The sequence below is a fragment of the Rhodococcus sp. BH4 genome (assembly GCF_002079265.1).
Classification (GTDB): domain Bacteria; phylum Actinomycetota; class Actinomycetes; order Mycobacteriales; family Mycobacteriaceae; genus Rhodococcus_F; species Rhodococcus_F qingshengii.
The window spans coordinates 5664839-5689054 of sequence record NZ_CP014941.1 but is presented as its reverse complement, the minus strand read 5'-3'; the positions used below and the strand labels follow the sequence as shown (position 1 = coordinate 5689054).

The 24216-nt window shown below is 61.6% G+C and carries 25 protein-coding genes; 15 read left to right on the top strand and 10 right to left on the bottom strand.

What is annotated here, in order from left to right:
• Positions 1-5 precede the first annotated feature (5 nt).
• The gene (locus tag A0W34_RS26420) at positions 6-782 is read right to left on the bottom strand and encodes an aspartate/glutamate racemase family protein (RefSeq protein WP_223304559.1); all 777 of its coding nucleotides are present in this window, start codon (positions 780-782) and stop codon (positions 6-8) included.
• 129 nt (positions 783-911) lie between these two features.
• Positions 912-1415 carry a PASTA domain-containing protein gene (locus A0W34_RS26415; RefSeq protein ID WP_081558535.1) on the bottom strand — a complete coding sequence of 168 codons (504 nt, stop codon included), beginning with the start codon at positions 1413-1415 and terminating at the stop codon, positions 912-914.
• Positions 1416-1624: 209 nt separating this feature from the next.
• Between A0W34_RS26415 and A0W34_RS26410 the strand changes: the two genes are divergently transcribed.
• From A0W34_RS26410 to A0W34_RS26390, 5 genes are all read left to right on the top strand, one after another.
• Positions 1625-2251, top strand: a complete 627-nt coding sequence (locus tag A0W34_RS26410) for a type 1 glutamine amidotransferase (protein ID WP_081558873.1) — start codon at positions 1625-1627, stop codon at positions 2249-2251.
• Positions 2252-2371: 120 nt separating this feature from the next.
• Positions 2372-3541: a DUF4185 domain-containing protein gene (locus A0W34_RS26405; protein ID WP_058226906.1), complete on the top strand. Its 1170-nt coding sequence runs from the start codon at positions 2372-2374 to the stop codon at positions 3539-3541.
• 22 nt (positions 3542-3563) lie between these two features.
• On the top strand, positions 3564-4826 hold the full coding sequence (locus tag A0W34_RS26400; RefSeq protein WP_081558534.1) for a helix-turn-helix transcriptional regulator: 1263 nt from the start codon (positions 3564-3566) through the stop codon (positions 4824-4826).
• Between the two features lie 148 nt (positions 4827-4974).
• The gene (locus tag A0W34_RS26395; RefSeq protein WP_007730860.1) at positions 4975-6063 is read left to right on the top strand and encodes an S-(hydroxymethyl)mycothiol dehydrogenase; all 1089 of its coding nucleotides are present in this window, start codon (positions 4975-4977) and stop codon (positions 6061-6063) included.
• Positions 6060-6686 (top strand): MBL fold metallo-hydrolase, encoded by a 627-nt coding sequence (locus tag A0W34_RS26390; protein ID WP_007730862.1) that lies wholly within the window; start codon positions 6060-6062, stop codon positions 6684-6686. Before A0W34_RS26395 ends, A0W34_RS26390 begins: the two co-directional genes overlap by 4 nt.
• A 49-nt stretch (positions 6687-6735) precedes the next feature.
• Here the strand turns inward: A0W34_RS26390 and A0W34_RS26385 are convergent, their stop codons facing one another.
• Both A0W34_RS26385 and A0W34_RS26380 read right to left on the bottom strand, forming a co-directional pair.
• Positions 6736-7710: a phosphotransferase enzyme family protein gene (locus A0W34_RS26385; protein ID WP_081558533.1), complete on the bottom strand. Its 975-nt coding sequence runs from the start codon at positions 7708-7710 to the stop codon at positions 6736-6738.
• A gap of 82 nt (positions 7711-7792) precedes the next feature.
• Positions 7793-8284, bottom strand: a complete 492-nt coding sequence (locus A0W34_RS26380) for an Lrp/AsnC family transcriptional regulator (protein ID WP_007730865.1) — start codon at positions 8282-8284, stop codon at positions 7793-7795.
• A gap of 137 nt (positions 8285-8421) precedes the next feature.
• On the opposite strand from A0W34_RS26380, the gene kynB reads away from it, so the two are divergent.
• The 3 genes from kynB to A0W34_RS26365 are packed head-to-tail and all read left to right on the top strand — an operon-like array spanning position 8422 to position 11901.
• Complete coding sequence (gene kynB / locus A0W34_RS26375) at positions 8422-9153, top strand: arylformamidase (protein WP_051649548.1); 732 nt, start codon at positions 8422-8424, stop codon at positions 9151-9153.
• Complete coding sequence (gene kynU / locus A0W34_RS26370; protein WP_042921601.1) at positions 9150-10415, top strand: kynureninase; 1266 nt, start codon at positions 9150-9152, stop codon at positions 10413-10415. Before kynB ends, kynU begins: the two co-directional genes overlap by 4 nt.
• A 52-nt stretch (positions 10416-10467) precedes the next feature.
• Positions 10468-11901, top strand: a complete 1434-nt coding sequence (locus A0W34_RS26365) for an amino acid permease (protein ID WP_081558532.1) — start codon at positions 10468-10470, stop codon at positions 11899-11901.
• Between the two features lie 13 nt (positions 11902-11914).
• Here A0W34_RS26365 and A0W34_RS26360 read toward each other — a convergent pair whose 3' ends face one another.
• Positions 11915-12601 (bottom strand): dienelactone hydrolase family protein, encoded by a 687-nt coding sequence (locus A0W34_RS26360; RefSeq protein WP_081558531.1) that lies wholly within the window; start codon positions 12599-12601, stop codon positions 11915-11917.
• A 56-nt stretch (positions 12602-12657) separates the two neighbouring features.
• On the opposite strand from A0W34_RS26360, the gene A0W34_RS26355 reads away from it, so the two are divergent.
• From A0W34_RS26355 to A0W34_RS26340, 4 genes are all read left to right on the top strand, one after another.
• Positions 12658-13602: a D-cysteine desulfhydrase family protein gene (locus A0W34_RS26355; protein WP_081558530.1), complete on the top strand. Its 945-nt coding sequence runs from the start codon at positions 12658-12660 to the stop codon at positions 13600-13602.
• Positions 13599-14456, top strand: coding sequence for a helix-turn-helix transcriptional regulator (locus A0W34_RS26350; RefSeq protein WP_054782041.1), 858 nt, complete (start codon positions 13599-13601; stop codon positions 14454-14456). Before A0W34_RS26355 ends, A0W34_RS26350 begins: the two co-directional genes overlap by 4 nt.
• Before the next feature lie 94 nt (positions 14457-14550).
• Positions 14551-15534 carry an ABC transporter substrate-binding protein gene (locus A0W34_RS26345; protein WP_030536016.1) on the top strand — a complete coding sequence of 328 codons (984 nt, stop codon included), beginning with the start codon at positions 14551-14553 and terminating at the stop codon, positions 15532-15534.
• Positions 15535-15954: 420 nt separating this feature from the next.
• A complete protein-coding gene (locus A0W34_RS26340) occupies positions 15955-17121 on the top strand; it encodes an alkane 1-monooxygenase (protein WP_030536015.1) in 1167 nt (388 codons plus the stop codon).
• A gap of 36 nt (positions 17122-17157) precedes the next feature.
• Here the strand turns inward: A0W34_RS26340 and A0W34_RS26335 are convergent, their stop codons facing one another.
• Both A0W34_RS26335 and A0W34_RS26330 read right to left on the bottom strand, forming a co-directional pair.
• A complete protein-coding gene (locus A0W34_RS26335) occupies positions 17158-18105 on the bottom strand; it encodes a nuclear transport factor 2 family protein (RefSeq protein ID WP_003943020.1) in 948 nt (315 codons plus the stop codon).
• A gap of 2 nt (positions 18106-18107) precedes the next feature.
• A complete protein-coding gene (locus tag A0W34_RS26330; protein ID WP_081558529.1) occupies positions 18108-18746 on the bottom strand; it encodes an NAD(P)-dependent oxidoreductase in 639 nt (212 codons plus the stop codon).
• Between the two features lie 167 nt (positions 18747-18913).
• Between A0W34_RS26330 and A0W34_RS26325 the strand changes: the two genes are divergently transcribed.
• From A0W34_RS26325 to A0W34_RS26315, 3 genes are all read left to right on the top strand, one after another.
• Complete coding sequence (locus A0W34_RS26325; RefSeq protein WP_054782166.1) at positions 18914-19885, top strand: serine/threonine dehydratase; 972 nt, start codon at positions 18914-18916, stop codon at positions 19883-19885.
• A 58-nt stretch (positions 19886-19943) separates the two neighbouring features.
• Positions 19944-20345, top strand: a complete 402-nt coding sequence (locus A0W34_RS26320) for a hypothetical protein (RefSeq protein WP_020971062.1) — start codon at positions 19944-19946, stop codon at positions 20343-20345.
• A gap of 61 nt (positions 20346-20406) precedes the next feature.
• The gene (locus A0W34_RS26315; RefSeq protein WP_081558528.1) at positions 20407-21243 is read left to right on the top strand and encodes a DUF1206 domain-containing protein; all 837 of its coding nucleotides are present in this window, start codon (positions 20407-20409) and stop codon (positions 21241-21243) included.
• A gap of 19 nt (positions 21244-21262) precedes the next feature.
• Here A0W34_RS26315 and A0W34_RS26310 read toward each other — a convergent pair whose 3' ends face one another.
• The 3 genes from A0W34_RS26310 to A0W34_RS26300 all read right to left on the bottom strand — a co-directional run bounded on the left by A0W34_RS26310 (position 21263) and on the right by A0W34_RS26300 (position 24091).
• Positions 21263-22570, bottom strand: coding sequence for a serine hydrolase domain-containing protein (locus A0W34_RS26310; protein WP_081558527.1), 1308 nt, complete (start codon positions 22568-22570; stop codon positions 21263-21265).
• Between the two features lie 82 nt (positions 22571-22652).
• Complete coding sequence (locus A0W34_RS26305; protein ID WP_081558526.1) at positions 22653-23390, bottom strand: SDR family oxidoreductase; 738 nt, start codon at positions 23388-23390, stop codon at positions 22653-22655.
• The gene (locus A0W34_RS26300) at positions 23387-24091 is read right to left on the bottom strand and encodes a TetR/AcrR family transcriptional regulator (protein ID WP_054782167.1); all 705 of its coding nucleotides are present in this window, start codon (positions 24089-24091) and stop codon (positions 23387-23389) included. Before A0W34_RS26300 ends, A0W34_RS26305 begins: the two co-directional genes overlap by 4 nt.
• Positions 24092-24216 lie beyond the last annotated feature (125 nt).

Sequence of the window (24216 nt, the reverse complement as noted above, 5' to 3'; positions counted from 1 at the left end):
GCAGGTCAGCCCGAAACGACCATCGAAGGGTGTCTCCGGGCATCTGCAACCCGCCGGAGCAGAGCGCGGGCGAGAATTGTTGCCGGATCGATGATCTGACAGGTTGTGGCGTCGGCGGGCAGTCCGAGCGGAATCTCGGTGCATCCGGCCACGACGACCTGCGCGCCCGATTCGACGAGAAGATCAGCGGCCCTGACGAGCTTGTCGGTGGTCTCGTCTCCGACGTTGCCGCTCTTGATTGCTCGGATCGCCGGCATCACCAGTTCGTCCTGGATCGCAGGTCCGGGCACCAGGACGTCAATCGAGTGTTCCGACAGCCATTGTTGATACAACCCGGTGCGGACCGTCCCCGTGGTGGCCAATAGTCCGACGGATGTGACGGCGGGTGAGAGCGTCCGGATGTGCCGAGCGACTTCGTCGATCATGTGGACGACGGGAAGTCCCAGTTGGGACGAGATGGCGGGCAGGAAGGCGTGGGCGGTATTGCATGGGATGGCGAGCGTCGTCGCGCCCGACTCTCGGAGAACGCGCGCACCGCGGATCAGCCACGGAGTGGGGTCAGGGCCGTTCTCGGTGAGTGCCAATGTCCGGTCGGGAACGGTGGGATCGGCCCAGATGACAACTTTGGGGTGCTCCTGATCTGTCGAACCTGGTGTCAGCGCAACGAGTTTGGAGTAGAAGTCGGCAGTAGCGGCGGGCCCCATGCCTCCGAGTATTCCGATGACGGGGTCGCTCATGGACGCCGGAGAGCTGGCGCTCTGCCGTATTCGTGGCACCTTCATGCTGCAATCCAACCTTTCGCATCCAATATATTGGATACTCGTAATGTTGACTACAGTGAAGGAGGTCGGAGGTAGTTGTCAAGTAAGGCGCAGTGTTCCCGGAATTGCGAAGTTCGAGAACTCAGCCGATCAGCAGGGGTTCGGTTCGCCGATCTTCACGGCCGAGAGCACGGCTTCGATTTCCCCGAAAGGACTTCCGGCAGAGGGTGTCTGATCGACGACAATCCAGTTGGAATCGACCAGTTGGCGTCGACCCGCGCCGGTTGCGTCAGCACTTCTGGAGAAGAAGACTCCGGCCGACTGAATGGTGTCCTGTGCGTCTTGGAGATTCATGCACACGACGTTGGGCATGATCGCGGGAGCTGCAGCGGGCGTCACTTCCGCGGCGACTGGGGTCGTGGCCAGTGGAGAATTCGTCGTACCGATCACCGAGGTGGTCAATGGAGCCTGAGTCGTCGTGGGTTGAGTTGTCGAGGTTGCAGTGGTGGTCGCGGTGGATGTTGATTCGGCCTCGCTGTCGGTGCTTGTTCCTGAGCACGCGGCAAGTGACGCCAAGGCGAATGCGCTGAGTCCGATGCGAACGGCAGTTGAGGGCGGGCGAATCGATGTCGAAAAGAGGTGTGGTGCGCGCACAGACGTTCCTTGTCGGTAAAGGGGCGATGAAAGCGGAGATTCGAGCGCAGAGCACATCCGACGCCGTCGATGTGCCTTATGTCGAATAGAACCATAGGCTTTCGGCACCGGATTCGAGAGGAATTGCCTACATGCATTTTCTGGAACTACGACACGCGCAGTGTGAACCCCCAGCGGCGTATTCGCCTGTCCTGGAGAGCTACGGAGACGTGCAGACTGTTCTTCTGGGCACCGACCCGCTTCCGGCACATCGACGGTTCGACGCCGTGATCGTGATGGGCGGGCCGATGGGCGTCGGCGATCAGGGCGAGGTCGAGTGGTTGGCATCCGAGATCGAATACATTCGCGATCTGGTCGAGAGCGACGTCCCGGTGTGGGGAGTGTGTCTGGGTTCGCAGTTGCTCGCCGCAGCGCTGGGTGCTCGCGTCTACACGGGAGCGGTACCCGAAGTCGGAGTTGAGGAGATCACCTTGACTGTCGAGGGCCGGCAAGATCCCGTGTGGGGAGATCTGCCCTCCACATTTCCTGCAATGCAATGGCATTCGGATACCTTCGACATACCGAACGGCGCGGTGAGGCTCGCTGGTTCAGCCAAGTATCCGAATCAACTCTTCCGATACAAGCAGAGTTACGCCGTTCAGTTTCACCTCGAAGCGTCCTCCGCGGTGGCGCGCGAGTGGATGGAACTGGCCGAGTACCGCGATTCGCTGCATGCTTCGTTGGGAGTGGACGGTCCGCGCATCTTCATGGATCAGTTGGGTGCAGCCGAGTCGCAGGGGCTCGAGATTGCCGCAGCCGTGATGGAGAAATGGTTGAAATCCATCTCCACCGAATAAGCCAGTTTTGTCCTGATTGACCGATTTACCTGTTACCTTGTGTTCTCGTGGGTGGATGAACCGATCCGGTCGAGCAACACACCTCGTAGAGTCCGGATCTCCCCCCGCGAAAGGGGAGCGATGCGCCGGATGCGGAAGATATCGACAGCAGCAGTGACGTGTGTACTCGCGTCGACCGCGGTCTTGGGGGCGACCCAGGCCAATGCATCCCCGTGGGATTGCAATGTCACCGGGAGCTTGGATCAATCAGGTGGGCCGACCAATCCGATTCCCTGGCTCAACGGCACGGATGGCAAACTGCCGGAATTGCAAGGCCGCACCTCGGCGGTCGAGTACATCACGGGCGCGCTCAGCCCCAACCAAACCGTCGAGCGGTTCAACGTTCTCGGCACGGATCTCGGCATCATGTGGGACAACGGCGCAGGTCAGGTCCTGACAGCTTTCGGTGACACCGTCGGTATCGGATCTGATCCTCTGTGCTCCGGGGTGGTCGGCGACTGGCGCAGCAACGTCCTGTTCCGTAGCTCCGACGGAAATCTGTCCGACGGCATGAACATCGACTCCTCACCGACCGACCGACCGAATCACTCGCGCGAGATCATCGGAAGTCTGAAAGTCACCGGCGTCGAAACCAGCAGCATTCCGACGACGGGTATCTCGGTGGGTGGCGTTCAATACGTCAATTACATGTCGATCCGCTCGTGGGGAGGGTCGGGCGAGTGGGTCACCAACTTCTCGCAGATCGCGTCCTCACACGATAACGGTGAGACCTGGCAGGTCGAACCGGCCTCGTCCCGGCCCAATCTGCCGTTGACGGGTAACGACAACTTCCAGATGGGTTCCTTCGTCAAAGACGGTGGTTACGTCTACAACTTCGGTACCCCCGCGGGACGTTTCGGCGAGGGGCGCCTTTCGCGGGTCAAGGAAGCCTCCATCGCGGACGTCGCGGCGTACGAATACTGGGACGGAAAGGCATGGGTCCCCAACAATCCCGCTGCCGCGGCGGTAGTTCTCGACGGGGATGTCAGCGAACTGTCGGTGCAGTACAACAACTATCTCGGCAAGTTCGTCGCGATGTACTCCAACGAGTGGGGAGCGTTGGTGCTGCGGACGGCGTCGGACCTGACCGGTCCGTGGAGTGCACCCGACGTAGTGATCGGCACCGACGAGGTTCCGGGCCTCTACGGCGCGTACATGCACCCCTGGTCACAGGGGCAGGACCTCTACTTTCTCGCCACCACGTGGTCCGACTACAACGTGATGCTCATGAAGACCACGCTGCACCAGTGAACCGGATGGTTATCGTTGAACGGTGAGCACCACCGACAATGCGCTACTGATCACCGCCCTTCGAGACGTGTTGGTGGGACCACTTCCCGAAATTGGCCGACGATTTTCGACGTTGATCGCGGACATGGCGCCGCACACTTCCCTGGTGATCTTCACCCGTGAATGCACCGGTAGGCCGCGCAAGGTCGCTGGGGATCCAGCCGTCGTCGATCGTGTGACCATCGCCGAACTCGACCGTATCCGTACGGATCTCACTGTCGGACAGATATTTCGGGGAAAATGCGCTATCGCCGGCCGAGACCGTGAAGCGCTCGCGATGCTCGATCGAACAGACACCCTACTCATGCTGACGCCGCACCCCGGACCGGTGAAGGCGGCATCCCTCGAATTGATCCAGGCACTGTTCGCGGTGACTGCAACCGGAATTCAGCTCCAGGTGCGGAACGCGAGTCCGGCATATCTCGCCGAGTCGCGGGCAGCGTCGTCCGAGCGTGCACGCACCGTGGCAGAGATGACGGAGGTGCATGCGGCCACCCTCGAGACGATGCTGGCGACGCTGCGCTCGGCGGATCTCGACGACACGCGTGCTCGAACCTCGGCCAGGGAGACTGCGGCTTCGGCCCTGATCGGCCTGCGTTCGGCCGTCGACGTGCACCGCGAGTTGGCCGAAGCGTCGACCACCACCGCTTTTGCGCGGATGCGTGGGGAATTGCGTTCGCTGCTCAAGCATCGGGAAATCGCGTTGGAGTTGGTGGAGCCACCCGTCGACGGGCGTGGGTTACCCGGTGAAGTGGCGCACGGCGCCCGCGCGGTCGTCCGCGGCGCGGTCTTGGCCTTGTCGGATCAGCAGACGCTCTCGCGAATCCGGGTGGCCTGGACCCTCGACGCGGCTTCGCTCTCGATCGACATCCGCGACGACGGTGGTGGTGAAGCCGACGTGATCGACGTGGAACGCCAATTACGTTCGAGGGTAGAGACTTTGGGTGGAACCGTCGAATCCGAGTCGACGCCCGGGTGGGGGAACCGGATCAGCGCAACCATCCCGCTCGACGCGCCCGTCGCCCTACCGAACCGCGACGTCCTGACGGAACTGGCTCCGCGGGAGTTCGAGGTACTCGAGCATCTGGTGGCCGGACGGCGCAACAAGGCAATCTCGGAGCGACTCGGCGTCAGTGAGAGCACAGTCAAGTTTCATGTTGCCGGGGTCCTGCGGAAATTGGGCGTCGAGAGTCGGGGTGCGGCGGCCGCCGCGGGCGCCGAGGCCGGCGTGAAGCCTGCACCCTAGTCCTTTCGGCCAGGTCGGTCAGTCAGTTCGACCAGGGTTGCGGGCACCTACTTCGGGCTAACCTTTCAACGAGTGCACATATCGCAATGTGAAAACACGGCGCCATGTGACGACACGTCCTCAATCGCACGAAGCCAGGAGCAAAGCCATGCCACAGCAGGTACGCGGCGTCATCGCCCGATCCAAGGGTGCCCCCGTCGAAATCGTCCCCATCACGATCCCCGATCCCGGCGCCAACGAGGTAGTGGTCGCCATTGCAGCGTGCGGTGTGTGCCACACCGACCTGACCTACCGCGACGGCGGAATCAACGACGAGTACCCGTTCCTGCTCGGGCACGAGGCGTCGGGCATCGTCGAGAGCGTCGGCCCCGGTGTCACTCACGTCGAGGTGGGCGACTTCGTCGTGCTCAACTGGCGTGCAGTATGCGGGCAGTGTCGTGCGTGTAAGCGTGGCCGCCCGCAGTACTGCTTCGACACGTTCAACGCCGAGCAGAAGATGACGCTCGAAGACGGCACCGAACTGACGCCGGCACTCGGCATCGGCGCATTCGCAGACAAGACGCTCGTTCACGAAGGCCAGTGCACCAAGGTCGACGCCTCGGCCGATCCGGCTGTCGTCGGACTGCTCGGTTGCGGCGTCATGGCCGGCATGGGTGCCGCGATGAACACCGGCAACGTCGGACGCGGTGATTCGGTGGCTGTGATCGGGTGTGGCGGCGTCGGCGACGCAGCGATCATGGGTTCACGCCTGGCCGGTGCCAATACCATCATCGCCATCGACCGGGATCCACGAAAGCTGGAGTGGGCCACGGAACTTGGTGCCACGCACACGATCAATGCGACCGAGGTCGACGACGTCGTCGAAGCAGTTCAGGAGCTGACCGGAGGTTTCGGCGCCGACGTGGTTGTCGACGCAGTCGGCCGTCCCGAGACCTGGAAGCAGGCGTTCTACGCCCGCGACCTCGCGGGAACCGTAGTGCTGGTGGGAGTTCCGACGCCGGACATGAAGCTGGAAATGCCGCTGGTGGACTTCTTCTCGCGCGGCGGAGCCCTCAAGTCGTCGTGGTACGGCGATTGCCTGCCCGAGCGTGACTTCCCCGTTCTGGTCGACCTGTACCAGCAGGGGCGTCTGCCGCTCGAGAAGTTCGTCAGCGAGCGCATCAAGCTCGACGAGGTCGAGAAGGCATTCGAGACGATGCACCGCGGCGAGGTTCTCCGTTCGGTGGTGGTCCTGTGACATTGCGAGTCGATCGCGTCGTCACCTCGGGCACGTTCAGCCTCGACGGCGGAACATGGGACGTCGACAACAACATCTGGCTGATCGGTGACGACAACGAAGTGGTGATCGTCGACGCAGCTCACACCGCGCAGCCGATCATCGACGCTGTCGGTGGACGCAAGGTGATCGGAATCGTCTGCACCCACGGCCACAACGACCACGTCACCGTTGCGCCGGAGCTGGCCGAGAAACTCGACGCTCCGATCTACCTGAACCCGGCCGACGATGTCCTCTGGGAGATGACTCACCCCGGGGTGAAGCATCTGAGCTTGGAAGATGATCAGCGTATTGCTGTGGCGGGTACGGACATTCTGGCCATCCACACACCGGGCCATTCCCCGGGGTCGACCTGCCTCTACCTGCCCGAGGCGGGGGAACTGTTCAGCGGCGACACCTTGTTCTCCGGTGGACCCGGCGCAACGGGGCGGTCGTACTCAGACTTCCCGACCATCATCGGGTCCATTCGCGACAAGCTGTTCGCGCTCCCCGCCGAGACCAAGGTTCACACCGGTCACGGCGACGGCACGACGATCGGTACCGAGGCGCCGCATCTCGAAGAATGGATCCGCGCCGGATCCTGATGTGGTCAGAAGCGAAGTGGGGACGCCGGTACCGGCGTCCCCACTTTTGTCACAACGCTGATGCCCAACCGGCGGTGTCGTTCTCACCCGGGATTGCCATCAGGCCGTGCCACAGTTCGAGGATCTCGAACCATTCTGTCTCGGATCGGCTGAGGGGACGGACGGATTCGTAGCCGGCGCGCAGGCTCTGCCGTACCGCGATCGGTGTCGGTCGCCAATCGGTGAACAGGGTGCCCAGATAGACGCTTGCCTTGGCCAGGTCGCTCACCCGGTGGTCGATCACCACGTCGTCGAAGTCGAGTACTCCGGTGGTCCGAGAGTTTCGAGTCAAGATGTTGGCTGCACGGAAGTCGTTGTGTACCAGTTGAGTTTGGTCATCGAGCTCGGACGCACGCGCCAGGAGGCCCACGAACCTACGCGTTGCCTCAGGCGCGAACCCGCGGTCGAAATTCTCGAGCCAACCACCGATGCGCTCCTTCAACCCGGTGCTGCGCGACGAGAAAACCGATCCGTCGACATGGGTGGCGCCGAGCGTTCGGTGTATTTCTGCCAGACATGCTCCTGCCGAACGGACCGCCACGCGGTCCTGCACGTCCAACCAATCTCCCGCCAACTCCGGCAGTACGGTGAACGACACTGCGCACGAAGGCCCTTCCAGTGTTTCCCGGTCCAGCAGTGTTTCCCAGTCCAATCCGTTCAGGGAAGTGATTGGCGACGGAACGGGCGCACCCTGCCCGGCGAGTGCGCTCAGCAGTCGCGTCGACGCCTCCAGGTTCGCGAAGCGCTCTGTGGCGCGCGACCACTTCACCACCAGCCCACCTCGGTCGCTCGCAACCCACACAATCGCGTTCTGGTCACTGATCGCCATTCGCGAGCACTCGAGGGCCGTCAATCCCCAAGTCTGCTCGAGTACCGCCGAGACCCAATGGGTGGCTGCGCCGAAGCTGTTGAATCCGAATCGCTGCTTCAGAGCGGCTTCCGACTCCACCGACTCCCAGAGCATGGACAACCCGAGTGGCAACATGCCGTTCGACTCTAGTGGGGGAAGTTCGAATCGAGGTGTCGATCTCGGAAGCACCCGAAGACGCCTTGGCGACAGCTGCAGTTCAGCCGCCTTGACTCAGTTCGCTGAAGATCAGGTTGGTCTGGGTATTGGCGATGGCCGGATCGTTGAGGTGCGCGCTGACGAAATCGCGAAGCCGAGTGGGGGATTCACACGACACGTGCACCAGGAGATCACGGTCCCCACTCATCAGGAACACTCGCTGAACGGAATCCAATCCGCTCAGGTGCTCGGCAATTTCCGTCATCCGACTTCTGGCGTGGGAGTGAATCAGAATCGACACCATCGCCGAGATCTCGAGGCCGAGTAGCTCGAGGTCTATGTCTGCGTGAAACCCCTTGATGACGCCCGATTCGCGTAGCGCGCGCATCCGCGCCAGAGCGGTCGACGGCGCTATCCCGACCTTCTCGGCGAGTGCGTTGTTGGGGATGCGTGCATCCCGGACGAGTTCGCGGAGAATCGCCGTATCGACGTCGTCGAGCCGAACATGATTCGGCCGAGCTGCGGCAGCTGCCCGTTCGATCGCATTTATCATCCGATTTCTCCCTGCCGTCGCGAAAATATTCAGCATCTATTGACCGCGCCCGTCGATGATCCTAGCTTTTGCCAAACACATCGAATTATCAAACGGTCGAGATCTACACAGTCGACTGTTGCGACGAAGGGGTCTGGATGCTTCCGAGGATCGGCCGACACGCGGGCGACGGACACACGGGCGACTGGAGGGCACGGTTGATCGACATCAGCCCGCCGATCTCCGAATCGACGCCCGTGTGGCCAGGCGATACCGCCTTCACCCGCGCTGTCACGTCCGACCTCGGCGGCAGTGACGCCGTCACCATCAACCGAATCACCACCACTCCGCATATCGGTGCTCACGCCGATGCGCCGGCGCACACTCGCATCGACGGCGCGACCATTGGTTCCGTTCCCCTCGAGCCCTATCTCGGCGAAGCACTGGTGGTCGACATGACGGGGGTCGACGGTGCCGCCTGCATCAGGCCCGTCGAAGAGACGGTGGAGCGACTCGGCGGCCATCTGCCGCAGCGGCTGATTCTGAGGACCTACCCGAAGTACCCGCGCGAGTGGGACAACGACTTCGCCGGTGTATCTCCGGAGCTGACCCACTGGTTCGCCGACCGCGGTGGAGTTCTGATCGGAATCGACGGCGCCTCGTTCGATCCGATGGACAGCAAGACCATGGACGGGCACCACGCGGCAAGCGATCGTAGCGTCGCGATCCTCGAAGGACTTTGCCTCGACGACGTCGACGAAGGCTACTACGAGTTGATCGCACTGCCGCTGAAGTTCCTCGACCTCGATGCCAGCCCGGTACGGGCCGTGCTCCGGACTCTGCCTTCATCACCCTCAACGCCGACACATGCAGGAGAAGAATCGTCATGACATCGACAACCACACTTTCGTTGGAAGACTGCGTCAAGGCCGACGCAGTGGATCCCCTGAGGGAGTTCCGCCGCGAGTTCGCGATTCCGGAGGGCGTTCTCTACTTCGACGGAAACTCGCTCGGCGCGCGTCCCATTGCCGCGCAGGAATGCGCCGCGAGAGTGATCGGCGACGAGTGGGGCAACGGCTTGGTTCGCAGTTGGAACGAGGCTGGATGGTTCGACCTCCCGGTCCGCCTCGGTGACAAACTTGCCCCGTTGCTGGGAGCAGGTGAAGGCGAAGTGGTAGTGACGGATTCGACGTCGATCAACCTGTTCAAGGCATTGGCCTCTGCGCTGTCCATCGCGGCTGCTCAGGATCCCAGCCGGAAGGTGATCGTCTCCGAGCGCGACAATTTCCCCACTGACCTCTACATTGCGGAGGGCATCATCTCGCTGCTCGATCAGGGATACGAACTACGCCTGATCGACCAACCGGGCGACCTCACCGAAGCAGTAGGACCGGACACCGCCGTAGTGATGTTGTCGCACGTCAACTACCGCACCGGAAACCTGTATGCGATGACGGAAGTCACTGCAGCAGTGCAGGAACGTGGCGCCCTCATGATCTGGGATCTCGCACACTCGGCCGGCGCCGTCACTGTCGATCTGAGCGGTGCCGACGCCGACTTCGCGGTGGGGTGTACGTACAAGTACCTCAATGGCGGTCCGGGTTCACCTGCATTCATCTGGGTCAACCGTCGCCATCAGAACACCGGAATCCAGCCGCTGTCCGGGTGGTGGGGGCACGCGCGACCGTTCGCGATGGAGTCGGCCTACGAACCGGGCGCAGGAATACGACGGTTTCTGAGTGGTACTCAACCCATCACGTCGTTGTCACTCGTCGAATGTGGCCTCGACATCATGCTCAAAGCTGACATGGCCGACATCCGCAGCAAGTCGCTCGCGCTGGCCGATCTCTTCATCAGCCTCGTCGAGGAGCGTTGCGCTGCCTACGGTTTGGAGTTGATCACGCCGCGCGAGCACGAGCGTCGTGGCTCGCACGTGAGTTTTGTTCATCCCGAGGGTTATTCCATCATGAAGGCTCTCATCGCGCGGGGCGTCATCGGCGACTACCGCGAACCAGGAGTGCTGAGGTTCGGTATCACTCCGCTCTATCTCGGATACGCCGACGTGTGGAACGCCGTCGACGTGTTGCGAGACATCCTCGAGAACAAGTCCTGGGATCGCCCCGAATTCCGTGAGCGCGACGCAGTCACCTGATTCTTCCAAGTTTCCGCGGACCGGGAGGTACCGCCTTTCGCAAGGAGCTTTCATGAGTGATTTCAAAAACATTCAGCAGCGAGAATCAGGTCTCAAACGCGAACTCGGCCCCAAGCAGATGAGCATGATCGCGCTCGGTGGTGCAATCGGCACCGGACTCTTCCTCGGCAGTAAGTTCGCCATCGGCTTTGCCGGCCCGAGCGTCATCATCAGTTACGCGATCGGCGGGTTGATCGCCCTGCTGCTGATGGGTGCCCTCGCCGAAATGACCGTCGCACATGCGACATCAGGTTCGTTCGGTGCGTACGCAGAGTTCTACGTCGGACCGTTGATCGGCTTCCTCGTTCGCTATCTCTACTGGTCTTGCATCGTCCTCGCGGTCGGTACCGAGGTCACCGCGATCGGTGAATACATGCAGTTCTGGTTCGCCGAGGTACCGTCGTGGCTGTGGATCGTGTTGTTCTCCGGAGTGCTGATCGGCGTGAACATGTTCAACGTCAAGGCCTTCGGAACGATGGAGTACTGGTTCTCGACGATCAAGGTCTTCGCGATCGTGGCATTCATCGTGATGGCAGCGTACGTCGTGTTCGGTAGCGGGAACCCGGACTATGGATTCCACAATTACACGGCCGGTGGCGGATTCTTCCCGAATGGTTTGTCCGGCATGTGGTTTGCCGTGATCGTATCGATCTTCAGCTACTTGAGCATCGAGATGATCGCCATTGCGGCCGGTGAGGCGGAAAACCCCGCGGTGGCGGTGAAGAAGGCATTCCGTGTGACGATCGTCCGACTGTTCGTCTTCTACATCGCAACCCTTGCTTTGATTCTGGCAATTGCTCCGATGGACAAGATCTTGAGTGGCGGAAGCCCTTTCGTCACGGTGATGCAGGTTGTGAAGATTCCGGGCGCAGACAGTGTGCTGAACTTCGTGGTGATCATCGCCGCGCTGTCCGCGATGAACAGTCAGCTGTACGTGTCTTCGCGAATGATGTTCTCGCTCTCCCGTGCTGGTGACGCGCCGGCCATTCTCGGCAAGGTCAGGGCCAACGGCTCACCGGTCAATGCCTTGCTGCTGTCGACGTCGGGTATCGCCGTCGCAACCATCGTCTACGTGCTCTTTCCCGAGCAGGCATTCACCTTGATGATCTCGCTGTCGATGTTCGGGGCGATGGCGACGTGGCTGCTGATCTTCGTGACGCACTGGTTCTTTCGCAAGCGGATGGCAAGCGAAGGACGAACCCTCTCGTTCACGATTCCGTTCTTCCCGGTGGGGACGATACTGGGTGGTGTCCTCATGGTCGCGATCCTCGTCACGACATTGTGGGTCGAGGATTTCAAGATGACCTTGGTGTTCGGGGTGCCGTTTGTTCTTGCCGTGATCGGCATCTACTGCTTCACCCGATCACGTCGGGCGCAGAGTCGAGCGGTAACGGCTGAACAGGTTCAGGACGAGATCACCGGCACGGTGGTCAAGCGGGTTCCCTGACTTACATTGGCAATCACAGGGTTTCGTTGAAAAACTCCATAGTGCGGGTCCAGGCGAGGGCAGCAGAATCCGGGGCGTAGTGGCTGGCCGAAGTGTCGTTGTTGAACGCGTGGCCGGCGTCGGCATAGCGGTACACCCGGGCGAGATCGGACGCGGTTGCGCGCAATTGCTCGACGCTCTCCGGCGGGATACTCGGATCGAGGTCGCCGTAGTGACCGAGCCACGGGACCTGCAGTTGCGCTGCAAGTTCGGTGCCTGCGGCAATCCCATCCCATCGGGCTTCTGCAACGCCGCCACCGTAGTACGTGACAGCGGAATCGACGAGGGGTACGGCGGCACACCACAGGGATGCGGTGCCGCCCATGCAGAATCCGAGGGAGCCGACTTTGTCTGCTCCCTCGGATCGGCTGTAGTCGACGGCGGCACGTACGTCGTGGCCGATGCTTGTGCTGTCGAGTGCCATGAGCGCATCCTTCGCGGACGGGAAGTCGGTGAAGGAGGTCTGTGCGCCGCGGTGGTAGAGATGCGGGGCGACGGCAAGGTAGCCGGCATCGGCGAGGCGTTCGAGGATGCTCTCGATGTGTTGGTTCACGCCCCACGCTTCTTGGAGAACTACTACCGCATGTCTCGGTTCACTCGGCGAATCCGGTCGGCTGACGGTCAGCGGTACATCACGTGTGGTCGTCGTGAAAGTTCCCATGTCCCGACTGTATGCGAGCCCAGCCTGTAGGTGCACGGTCGAACTAGACTCGTCAAATGTTGAGTTCCGCCGTTCCGCCGATCAGCTTGGGCAGTTGGCCGACGCCCGTCGAACCTCTGGCGCGTTGCGCGCAGGCACTCGGATTGGGGCCGGAAGATCTGTGGATCAAACGTGACGACGTCACTGGCCTGGGCGGCGGCGGCAACAAGATCCGAAAGCTGCAGTACACCTGCGCTCAGGCTTTGGCCGTCGGCGCGACGACTCTGATCACTACCGGTGCACCGCAAAGCAATCACGCTCGCTTGACTGCGTCGGCAGCAGCCCGTTTGGGATTGCGTTGTGTGCTGGTGCTCGGTGGTGCCGAGCCGGAATCCGCGCAGGGAAATCTCGTTCTGGATGCACTCGCGGGCGCTGAGATCGTCTGGGCCGGTGCGGACACGGCATCCGCGCTCGACGCCGCGGTGCAGGCCGTCGCGGACTCGGGCGGTGTACCTTTTGTCATTCCCTTCGGTGGTACCAGCGCGGTGGCTGCGCAGGGATACGTGGACTGCGCACGCGAGATCGAACAGCAACTCGCCGGCGTCGATCGCGTCGTGGTTGCACTCGGATCGGGTGGAACGATGGCAGGCCTTGTCGCGCATCTGGGCGTCGACAGAGTTGTGGGCGTCGACGTCGGGGCTGTTGCCGACCCGGTGTCGACTGTCGCTGGGTTGTTGGACGATATGCCTGGTCCGACCGCGCGAGCCGCAGATCTTCAGATCCTGCGAAACCAAGTTGGACAAGGATATTCGACGCTCACGGAAGCATCAGCCGGCGCGATCCGATGTTTGGCTCGTACTGAGGGCATCTTCCTCGACCCGACGTACACCGGCCGAGCCTTTGCGGGATTGATCCAACTCATGAAGGACGAAGCCATCACGGCGGGATCAAAAACGGTCTTCCTGCACACCGGTGGGTTGCCTGGCCTGTTCGGACATCCCGAACTGTCGACGCTGCGGTGAGCGAGCAGATCGACTACCCGATCAGCAGTCCGCTCGACGAACTGTCCGAGTGGCAACGCGTCGTTCGACCGCTGCGCGTCAGTGCCGACGGGTACTTGCGGTTGGCGACCAATCGGCTGGCCGTCGATTCCGACTTCACGTGGGAGATGCACCGCCACAGCGATCACGAATTGCTGTGGGCGATCGACGGTGTTCTCGAGGTCCGTACTCCGGAGACTGTGTACACGGTGCCGAGCGGAGTCAGTCTGTGGATCCCGTCCTTTGTTCCCCACGAGGTGACGGCGCGCAGCGGCACAGAATTGTCGTGCACGTGGTTGGTGGCATCCGATGTGACCGGGTTGGATCGTGTGGTGGCCTTGTCCACTCCTCCGCTGCTCGAACAAGTACTCGATCACCTCACCCGAGACGACCTGACCGACGCGGCTCGTCGACGAGCCGAGGCGTTTGCCATCGACCTCGTCGAACCCGTTCCGCGACTGATTTTCGATGTACCGCTGCCGACGACGCCGTGGCTTCGGCAGATCGCAGATCAGTTGGTCGCCAGCCCGGCCGACACCCGATCGGTCGAGGAGTGGGCCACCGACGCGAAGGTCAGTACGAGGACTCTCACACGAAGGTTTCCGGCCGAGACCGGATTGACCTTCTCGGAATGGCGTATGCGATTGCGGGCTCATCACGCGATGCAACTTCTGGCACTCGGTCGAAGCATCTCGTTTGTGGCGCGGAAGACGGGTTTTCGTTCCGAAAGCGCGTTCGGTGCGGCTTTTCGTCGAACGATGGGCGTGACACCGGGGGAGTTTGCAAGCCTGATCGATCATCCGCGCGCGCCAATGACCGATTGGCTACAGGACTAGTCCGAACAGCGACTCTAAGCGCCTCGATCGGACTTGTGCCGTGCCGCAGAATGAAATTAGGGTTGGCTAAACAATCACCCTGTAGGAGTTCTGCGTGCGCGCAATTCGATCATTTTCTTTCGGTTCCAGAGTCATCGCAGCGGCGGCGGTTGCCGTCGTAGGTGCGATGGTGGTGACCGGCTGTTCCTCGTCGTCGGCCGACTCCGAGCAGACGGACGTCCGGACCGTCGCGTCGGCGTACGGGGACATTGAGGTGCCGGTTTCACCTGAGCGCGTCGTCGCCGCGTCGTACGACACTCCTTGGCAGCTCATGTCCCTCGGAGTGAAACCGGCTGCTGTGCAGGACTACGGCAAGTGGATCAGTGAATTCACGCCGGAGCAGCAGGCCTTCGTCGACGGGCTCCCGACCATCGGGCCTTTCGGGGAAATGAACTTCGAAGCGATCGCTGCGGCGGATCCCGACATCATTGTCGGCGACGCCGACGAGGTGGACCAAGCGGCGTTCGACCGTCTGTCCGGCATTGCACCCACCGTCATCGTCAAGGGAGAGAGCCGAGGCGACTGGAAGAAGATCACCACCGAGCTTGCTGAGGCAATTGGCAAGACCGACGTGCTCGAGTCGACGCGGACTGCTTACGAAGAGAATCTCGAACGTGTCCGTGGCGAGTACGCCGACGTGATCGCGACCAACAAGTGGATTCACATTTCACTCGGAGACGCGCCCGGCGCTTTCTCGGTTCAGCAGCCCACCGGTGCGATCGGCAATTTGGTGGTCAACGAACTCGGATTGGCGTACGGGCCCGGTGTTCCGACCAATTACACCGATGCCGGATACGCGTCCTATCCGATGGAGCAGTTGGCCGACATCCTGAACGGCGTAACGGTCGTGCTGTATCCGCTGAACGCGGACGGGTCGACCAGTGCGGCGGTTCAGGCGGTCCTCGACGACAACCTCTTCACGAGGCTGCCGGCGGCGCAGGCCGGGCACGTCTTCGGATTGCAGTCGAGCGTCACAGACTTCGTGACCGCGAACGGTTGGCTGAACGAAGTGAAAACGAAGGTGTTTGCAACGCTCTGACGCTTGCTCACCTTTTCACTGCGTGCCCGCAACTGACCAGTTGAGGGCGCGCAGTCTTTTTGGTCGCCACTACGAGCGGAAATCCTGTCCTCTGCTTATGATTTCTGTCACTGCCGGTTACCGTTACTTCGACGAGGGCGACGCGGTTCAACCTTGCCTTGGCAGGGATCATCGATCCTCGGCGACGTGCGGAGGTGGTCGCCATCCCCGCAGATCCGTGGGGTATTTTGTCCGTATCTACTGTCGGGGTGAGCAGTGATGTGCGGGGGAGTTTTTGGTGAGTACAAGCGCTCGTGCCGTCTTTCGAGCAGGGCGCTCTGGATTTCGGGACCATACCCGTCCGGACATTAGTTCTGGTTTGCTGAGCGTGAACGGTGCGTGGGGCGAATCGTTCGAGGGGACGAAAGGCGAGATCGGCGAATGACAGCGACTTCCGACGCACGGCGTACCGAATCGAACGCTGTCCAGAACACCGACTCGCCGTCCGGCGAAAATCCGCGCTGGCGCGACCGCAAGAGGTACCTGTGGCCGCTCGGATTGCTGATTCCACTCAGCCCGTTCATCTCCTGGTTTCTCGTCGACAACCTTCGTCTCGGATTGTTCTGGGCGACCGGCGCGTGGCTACTGGTCATCGTCATCCCGATCATCGACATGCTGGCCGGTGAAGACGGCGAAAGTCCGCCGGACGATGCGATCCCACGACTGCAGAAGGACCGCTACTACCGCTGGTGCACTTACGCGTTCCTCCCCTTGCAATACGCCGGTCTGGTCTTCGCCTGCTGGTGCTGGATCAACGCTCCGATGGGAATCGCGGAGAAGATCGCGATGTCGTTCACGGTGGGCGTCGTCGCCGGCGTCGGTATCAACGCGGCCCACGAGCTCGGCCACAAGAGCGAGAAGATCGAACAGTGGCTCGCGAAAGTGGCGCTTGCGCAATCTCTGTACGGGCACTTCTACGTGGAACACAATTTCGGCCACCATGTGCGTGTAGCTACTCCGCAGGACCCGGCCAGCTCACGGTTCGGTGAGAGCTTCTGGAGGTTCTTGCCACGAAGTGTGTTCGGCGGGCTGCGTTCGGCATGGCGCATCGAGAGCGCTCGACTCCAGAGGAAAGGCAAACGAACCTGGAGCTTCGAGAACAATATTCTCAACGCTTGGGCGATGAGTGTTGTCCTCTTCGCGACGCTGATCGGTATCTTCGGTTGGGAGGTCGCGCCCTGGCTCCTGCTGCAGGCAGTTGCCGGATTCACCTTCCTCGAAGCCGCGAACTACCTCGAGCATTACGGCCTGCTGCGTGGCAAGCGTGCCGACGGCTCGTACGTTCGCTGCAGCCCCGCTGACAGTTGGAACAGCGATCACGTCGTGAGCAATCTGTTTCTCTACCAACTGCAGCGGCACAGCGATCACCACGCCAACCCGAAGCTGCGGTACCAAAGTCTGCGTAGCGCGGCCGAAGCGCCGCAACTTCCGGCCGGCTACGCAGTGATGATCGTGATCGCGTGGATTCCACCGCTGTGGCGCCGGGTGATGGATCAGAGATTGTTGGACTACTACGACGGCGACACAGAACGAATCAACGTCGGCTGATCCGCATCCCTCTCTGAACTGTTCGGAGTTGTCGTCTCAGCGACCGTCGTCCCACACGGTGTTGCCGCTTGCAGTCGTCGACGGGTAGTCCTGGACGGCGTCCCAATGCTCGACGATTTTGCCGTTCTCGTCGAATCGGAAGATGTCCATCGAGCCGCTGCCGGCCGTTCCCTCACCGGACGAAGCGAAGGTCTGAACAAAGACGAAGTCGCCCTCGGCTACCGTCCGTGGAAACTTGGTGGCCTTGTCTCCGGTAACGGGTTCGATCCCGGCCAGTGCGGTGACAAATGCGTCCTTGCCGTCAGCGAACGAGGGGTTGTGCTGGGTGTAGGTCGGACCGACCAGCTGGTCGGCAGCCTCGGCGGCTTTGCCTTCGTTGAAGGCGAGCTGCAGGAACGTCAACGCGTTGGCCGTGTTGCGCTCCAAGACTTCTGACGACTTGGACGGCGACGAGGTGGGTCCGTCGAACATCGTGTTCGGATTCGCGGACGTTTCCGGCACGTCTTGAATGGCATCCCAGTGTTCGACGATCTTGCCGTTGTCGACGCGGAAGATGTCGAATACCGCCTGGCCGCGGTCGCCGGGTGCAGACGTGGTGTGGGACTGGAGGGCAACCAGATCGCCTTCGGCGAAAACGCGAGTGATCTCGGCATGCAATCCGGGTGTGGCCTCGACGTAACCGCCTATGCCGCTGACAAATCCGGCTGCCCCATCGGCGGCGGTGGGGTTGTGTTGGATGTAGACGTCGCCAAGGTACCGGTCGGCGGCTTGCTGTACCTGACGGCCGTTGAACGCCAGTTCGTAGAAGTCCGTGACGACGGTCTTGTTGGATTCGAGTTGATCGCCCTGTTCGGCAACAACGCTCGTGGACGTCGTAGAACTGCTGGGCGTTGCGGATTCCGCGTCGTTGGAGCACGCGGTGAGCAGGAGTGCGGCGGCAGCGGGAACAGTGATCCAGGCTGCGCGCCTACGGAGGTTGCTCATGTTCAGTGTGCGACGGTGAAACGCTGGCGACGGTGGGCCGGAGTTTCGATCTCGTCGACAAAAGCATGGGCGTAGTCTTCGCCCGCGATGGCGGAGTTGCCCTCGGCGTCCGTCAGGAGAATGTCGCGACCCAACTGGAACGATCCCTTCGGGGCGACGCCGGCATGGGCACCGAACGCTGCGGCCGGGCTCACGTAGAACCAGTCGACATTGCTGTCGGTCGCGCGGAGCGCATCGAGGACGTCGGCGTGAGCGAGTGCCTCACCCTTGTATGCGTCCGGGAAGTCGGGGGTGTCGACGACGCGTGGCCCACCCTCGGAGACCAACAGGCTGCCGGCGCCACCGACTACGGCAATGCGAGCACCGTTGCGTGCGGCGGCATCTGCGAGGGGAGTGACGGCGTCGAGCAGGCGCTTGCCGTCGATCTCGCGGGCGGGGATGGCAACGACAACGACGTCGTTGTCCGCCGTGACCTGCTCCACGATCGTGTTGTCGTGAACGGAACCCTGCACGACATTCGCCTCGGTTCCGGACTGCACACTGCGGGCGACGACGGTCACCTCGTGGCCGCGTGAAGTGGCTTCCTTCGCGATTGCGCTTCCTGCAAAACCGTTTCCACCGAATACTGCGATCTTCGACATGGCGTGTGCCTTTCCTCGATGTCGTCGTTGTGCTTGTAGTAGTAAATTTATCCACCTGGAATGCCGATGTCTCGGTCAGATGCGGGCAGTTCTTGGTGAAAAACAGACATCTTGATAACGGTGGACCGACTGCTTCGTGTCGACATTGCGAACCGTAGGGTTGGTGCATGACTCTCACCGCCGACAACAACGCAGGTCCGCTGGCAATCGAGCGCTCGGACGTCGAAGCTGCGCGGACTCGTATCGCAGGGTTGGCGCGGCATACCCCGATCTTTCGAACTGCACTGCCGACGCCACACGGCGAGGTACCGGTTCTGTTCAAGCTCGAGTACCTCCAGCACGGTGGTTCCTTCAAAGTGCGCGGCAGTCTCAATGCAGTGGAACGAGCGGTCGCCGACGGCACCATGCCCGATGCCGGCGTGGTGATCGCGTCTGGCGGCAACGCTGCAATCGGGGCCGCGTGGGCAGCGCGGCGACGAGGACTCACCTGCACAGTGGTGGTACCGGAGACAGCGCCTGATGCCAAGGTGAAGGCTCTCGGAGAGTTGGGTGCAACCGTTCACAAGGTAGGCGACCGGTATGCACTCGCTGCTGCCGCTGCGGCGGACATCGCACGCACCAGCGGTGCGCTCGAACTGCATGCCTACGACCTGCCCGACATCGTCAGTGGGGCCGGCACCATCGCTCTCGAGCTCGAAGACGACGCATCCGGACCGATTACGTATTGCGTTGCAGTCGGCGGCGGCGGATTGGTCTCTGGAATCGTCGCGGCGGCTCGTCCCGAAGATCACGTGGTAGCCGTCGAGCCGACCGGGGCTGCCACCTTGCGCACCTCGCTCGATGCGGGGCGTCCGGTGGATATCGAAGTAAACAGTATCGCCGGAGACTCGTTGGGGGCTACACGAATTGGTGCCATCGCCTGGGAGACACTGCATGAGAGTTCGGTAGACAGTGTTGTGGTCGAAGATGATTCGATCCGGCAAGCGCGGGCATTCCTGTGGCGGGAGTTCCGGATTCTGGTGGAGTTGGGAACCGCAGCAGCATTGGCTCCGGTTCTGAACGGAACGGTGTCGCCGCCGTCCGACGGTGAACTGTGCGTGGTTCTATGCGGAGCCAACACACATCCGACCGACCTGTAATTTCAGCGTATTTGTTTGCCTGCGTGTGAGAAAGTCGCAGGTGGGTACCTCTCGCAGTATGAGTACCAGCAGCATTATCTGGATAATTGTTGCCGTGGTCGTGGTGATAGCGATCGTGGCCGCACTCCTGTGGGTGGCGCGAAACAGGCGTGACGAGCGTCGTCACATCGAGGCAGAACAGATCCGCGAAGACGTCGCAGACAAGTCACTGCAAGTAGGCGAGCGCGAGGCGCGGGCAGAAGAGACAGCAGCCAAAGCGCGCATGGTGCAGGCAGAGGCCGACGCCAAAGCGGCGGAAGCGTCTGCGCTGCAACATCATGCAGCGCAGCATCGGAAAGAGGCGACGAGTTCTCGCGAGGAACTGAACCAGCAACGAGATCATGCAGACACGATCGACCCCAAGGTTCCCAACCCCGAAGAACCGCGGTCGACGCCGGATCAGAACCCTCGAAACCCTTGATCTCGAAACACTTGATGCAGGCGTTCGAGGGAAGCGTCTGCCCGTATATGGTTCGACGATCATGATGAATAATGAATCGTCACCGCACGACCAGAAGAGCGTCGCGTCCACGGCGGCTGACGTCGCACAGAACAATGTCTTCGAGCGCTTTGCCCGTGCCGGATTCGTCGTCAGCGGTGTGGTTCATCTGCTGATCGGATATATCGCGATCCGCCTTGCTCTCGGTGGATCCGGGTCTGCGGACCAATCGGGTGCGATGGCCGAGTTGGCAGGAAAGCCAGGGGGTGTCTTCGCTCTGTGGGTCGGCGTCGTGGCCTTCCTTGCCATGGCCTTGTGGAGATTGGCCGAAGCTGCGTTGGGAAGCTCGTCGTCGCCGTCCTCTGACGACAAGAAGAAAGAGTTCTTCAACCGCGCAAAGGCTCTGGGCATTTCGCTCGTCTATTTCGGTTTTGCGTTCACTGCATTCGGATTCGCCCGCGGTAGCGGGAAGTCCAGCAGCGGTCAGAGTGCGGGGATCACGGCGCGTTTGATGGAGAACACGCTTGGAACTATCGCATTGGTGATCGGCGGGATCGCGATCATCGCCGTTGGTGTGTACCACGTGTACAAGGGCGCGAGCCAGAACTTCCTCGATGATCTGAAAGGCACACCCAGCAACTTCGTGCGCCGACTCGGAACCGTCGGGTACGTCGCCAAGGGCTTGGCCATCGCTGCAGTCGGCATTCTGGTTCTTCTTGCGGTCAACAGTTCCGAACCCGGCAAGTCCTCCGGACTCGACGGAGCGTTCAAGACACTGGGCGCGCAGCCGTACGGAGTGGCGCTGCTGATCCTTGCCGGATTGGGCATCATCACCTACGGGCTCTACTGCTTCGTGATGGCACGCTCGACGAAGATGTAGCGCCCGTAGGTAAGTGGGTCTATCCGAATGACCCGGTCTGGAAGCCGACGTCGCTGCCCGACGAACTTCCCGTCGAGCTACCGAACATGGGTCGTCTCGGAACCAGATCATGCATCAGGTTCACGGCTGCAGGGTCGATCATCGCCGCATTTCCACCGTTCGCCAGAATCGTGATCGACCAGCCGCTGTCGGGAACCAGCAGGGTGATGCAGTTGGATCCCGAGCTGTCTCCGTTTTTCTTGGCGAACCGTTGTGGGAAGTTCGGCGTCGGGGGTTGGAGCTGCCACGCCATTCCCATTCCGAATGCAGGATTCTCCGGAGCTTGCGTGTCGATCTGCTCGAGCATCGAGGTCAGGACTGGTTTGAGCGGGTTGTTTCCGTAGCCGAGAGTTGTTGCAGCCCAGATCGACATGTCCTCGGCGGTGCTGACCAGCCCACCCCCGCCTGCGATCGCACCCGTGTTGTTCCACAGAGGCGCTCGTGTGCCGTCGAGGTGGTACGGAACGGCAAGGTCGGTTGCTTTGGTCTCGATCACGGTACCCATCATCCCGAGCGGGTCGGTGATTTCGCGGGCGACTGCCGCCGCGAATGGTGGTTTCTCTTGTCCCGGAATGATTTTGTCGGCCATGAGTGTGCCGAGCAGTCCGAACCCGAAGTCCGAGTACAGCCAGTGGCTACCGGGGGAGAACTCCAAGGCGCCGGCGTCTTGGAGTCCTTTCCAGAGCATATTTCTGGTGTACTTCGCCTTCTCGTCCGTGCACGATCGTGTGGGATCGGCACACCCCGCCGAAAGATTGGGCGGGTCGTCGCTCAGACCGGAACGGTGGGTGACCAGTTGGCGAAGCGTGATCTCCTCGCCGCCGATGCCTTTCGGCAGCGGGTTGCCATCCGAATACTTGCTCGCCAGGTCGTCCAATCCGACTTCTCCCCGAGCGATCAGTTTCGCCAGTAGTGCAGCGGTGAAGGTCTTGGTCTCCGAGGCGATCTCGAATTGCGTTCGTGGAGTGACTCTCACGCCGTTTTCGACGTCGGCCTGGCCGTAGTGGTACGTAGTGGTGACACTCGCCTTGCGGTTCTTCTCATCCGGTTTGACGATAGCGAAGGCAAGGCCGGGAACGCCGCTGTTCAGCAGTGTCTCTGCGACGCGTTGCACCGCTTGGGCTTCAGCAGGATCGCCGACCTGCGAACCTGGATTGGGTGCCGTGGGGCCGGCGGCGCCGGCGGTCGAGGAGGTCGCGAGGGTTATGACCGCGGTTGCCGCCAGCCCTGCAACGCTGATGAACTGCCGTCGTGACGTCCGGGCGGACCCTCGATCCTGGTTATCCATTGTTTGCACATTACAACCAAAGTCGACTGGTTTGACTGTTTTGTCGGAATTGCCAAGGTGTGGTCCTTAGACGATGGTTTTGCTAAATCACGCCGCCGTTGACGTAGATGACCTGGCCATTGACCCAACGAGCTGGGCCGGCGAGAAACGCGACAGCCTCCGCGATGTCCGCCGGTGTGCCGAGGCGTTCCAGGGGAGCCAGCTTGGACAGGTTCTCCACTGTAGCTTCGTCTTTCCCGTCAAGGAACAGATCGGTGGCCGTGGGGCCTGGGGCTACGGCGTTGACCGTGATATCGCGTCCCCGTAGCTCTTTCGCGAGAACCAGAGTGATCGCGTCGACAGCACCTTTGGTGGCGGCGTATGCGGCATAAGTCGGAAACGCCAGCTTCTTCACGGAGGTGGAGAAATTGATGATCGCACCACCGCGCCGGACACGTCTGGCTGCCTGCTGGTCGACCACGAAGGTCCCTCGGACGTTGGTCCGATGCATCCGATCGAAATCGTCGAAGTTCAGTTCTGCGACGGTGGAGAGAATCATGATTCCGGCTGCATGGACGACGACGTCGATGCCCCCGAACTCCTCCTCGACCGTATCGAACAGGGCCGCGACTTCACCTTCGTCGGCGACGTCCGCATGCACCGCGATGGCGCGACCGCCCGCAGCGACGATGGCGTCAGCTGTTTCCTGGGCGCGTTGAATGTTTCCTGAATAGTGCACGGCGACAGCCATTCCGTCGGCGGCGAGCTTCTCGGCAGTCGCTCGCCCGATGCCGCCGGAAGCGCCAGTGACGATGGCGACGCGGGTGGTGGTGTCAGTCATGATGTAACTCCTGAACTGGTTTCGGTTGCATCGGACAGCTTGCGAAGCCACTCTCGTAGTAGGCCGACTTCGTTGGCGGAGAGAGAAGTTGAATCTGCGGCGGCCAGTTGGGCGTCGAGAGTAGATGCAACTCTGTTGAGTGAGGTTTCCGGGTGGACGCCGGATTCGTCGATGATGGACGCGAAGATTCCGTCGCGAACTCGCTGTGACAGCGTCGGATCGGGGTACTGTTCCGGCCTGACGACGAGCATCAGAGCGACGCCCGCATTGGCGGACATCACCATCTGCGTAGCCACGTCGACCGATACGGTCAGAACACCTGCCGCAGCGCATCGTTCGAGAACGGATCGAAGTAGCGCCTGGGCCTGCAGAGCGGTGTCGGCGCTCTGGGCGGAAGGTGAGTGCATCAAGCGGTAGTGAGCGGGATGCGCGAGCGCGAAGGCGGTGTGCGCATCCCAGCCGGCCCGTAGATCGGCAACGGGGTCATCGGAAGGTGTCGCAGCCCGTTTGCCTTCGAGGTATTCGAAGAAACCTGCCTCGACGACGGCTGCGAGCAGTCCGTCCTTGTCGCCGAACTGACGGTAGAGCGCGGGGGCGCCGACGCCGGCCATCTCGCACACGGCGCGGGTGGATATGTCGCCGTTGGGGGAGGTGTTGAGCAGCTCGGTTGCCGCGGCCAGAATCTTTGCTCTCGAACCCATGGAAACGACGCTAACACAAATATGTAATCGTTGCTATCGCTGGTTTGGTCGTGCGAACGAACTACAGACACAGGCGCCAGAACTTGATCAGATGAGTGAGCCGGTCCGGCCACGGTTCTGTGTGG

Excerpts from the sequence above, each read along its gene's own strand:
- A0W34_RS26420 (WP_223304559.1), bottom strand. The coding sequence starts at position 782 with ATGAAGGTGCCACGAATACGGCAGAGCGCCAGCTCTCCGGCGTCCATG.
- A0W34_RS26405 (WP_058226906.1), top strand. The coding sequence starts at position 2,372 with ATGCGCCGGATGCGGAAGATATCGACAGCAGCAGTGACGTGTGTACTC.
- A0W34_RS26395 (WP_007730860.1), top strand. The coding sequence starts at position 4,975 with ATGCCACAGCAGGTACGCGGCGTCATCGCCCGATCCAAGGGTGCCCCC.
- A0W34_RS26385 (WP_081558533.1), bottom strand. The coding sequence starts at position 7,710 with ATGTTGCCACTCGGGTTGTCCATGCTCTGGGAGTCGGTGGAGTCGGAA.
- A0W34_RS26380 (WP_007730865.1), bottom strand. The coding sequence starts at position 8,284 with ATGATAAATGCGATCGAACGGGCAGCTGCCGCAGCTCGGCCGAATCAT.
- kynB (WP_051649548.1), top strand. The coding sequence starts at position 8,422 with ATGCTTCCGAGGATCGGCCGACACGCGGGCGACGGACACACGGGCGAC.
- kynU (WP_042921601.1), top strand. The coding sequence starts at position 9,150 with ATGACATCGACAACCACACTTTCGTTGGAAGACTGCGTCAAGGCCGAC.
- A0W34_RS26365 (WP_081558532.1), top strand. The coding sequence starts at position 10,468 with ATGAGTGATTTCAAAAACATTCAGCAGCGAGAATCAGGTCTCAAACGC.
- A0W34_RS26360 (WP_081558531.1), bottom strand. The coding sequence starts at position 12,601 with ATGGGAACTTTCACGACGACCACACGTGATGTACCGCTGACCGTCAGC.
- A0W34_RS26355 (WP_081558530.1), top strand. The coding sequence starts at position 12,658 with ATGTTGAGTTCCGCCGTTCCGCCGATCAGCTTGGGCAGTTGGCCGACG.
- A0W34_RS26340 (WP_030536015.1), top strand. The coding sequence starts at position 15,955 with ATGACAGCGACTTCCGACGCACGGCGTACCGAATCGAACGCTGTCCAG.
- A0W34_RS26335 (WP_003943020.1), bottom strand. The coding sequence starts at position 18,105 with ATGAGCAACCTCCGTAGGCGCGCAGCCTGGATCACTGTTCCCGCTGCC.
- A0W34_RS26330 (WP_081558529.1), bottom strand. The coding sequence starts at position 18,746 with ATGTCGAAGATCGCAGTATTCGGTGGAAACGGTTTTGCAGGAAGCGCA.
- A0W34_RS26325 (WP_054782166.1), top strand. The coding sequence starts at position 18,914 with ATGACTCTCACCGCCGACAACAACGCAGGTCCGCTGGCAATCGAGCGC.
- A0W34_RS26320 (WP_020971062.1), top strand. The coding sequence starts at position 19,944 with ATGAGTACCAGCAGCATTATCTGGATAATTGTTGCCGTGGTCGTGGTG.
- A0W34_RS26315 (WP_081558528.1), top strand. The coding sequence starts at position 20,407 with ATGATGAATAATGAATCGTCACCGCACGACCAGAAGAGCGTCGCGTCC.
- A0W34_RS26310 (WP_081558527.1), bottom strand. The coding sequence starts at position 22,570 with ATGGATAACCAGGATCGAGGGTCCGCCCGGACGTCACGACGGCAGTTC.
- A0W34_RS26305 (WP_081558526.1), bottom strand. The coding sequence starts at position 23,390 with ATGACTGACACCACCACCCGCGTCGCCATCGTCACTGGCGCTTCCGGC.
- A0W34_RS26300 (WP_054782167.1), bottom strand. The coding sequence starts at position 24,091 with ATGGGTTCGAGAGCAAAGATTCTGGCCGCGGCAACCGAGCTGCTCAAC.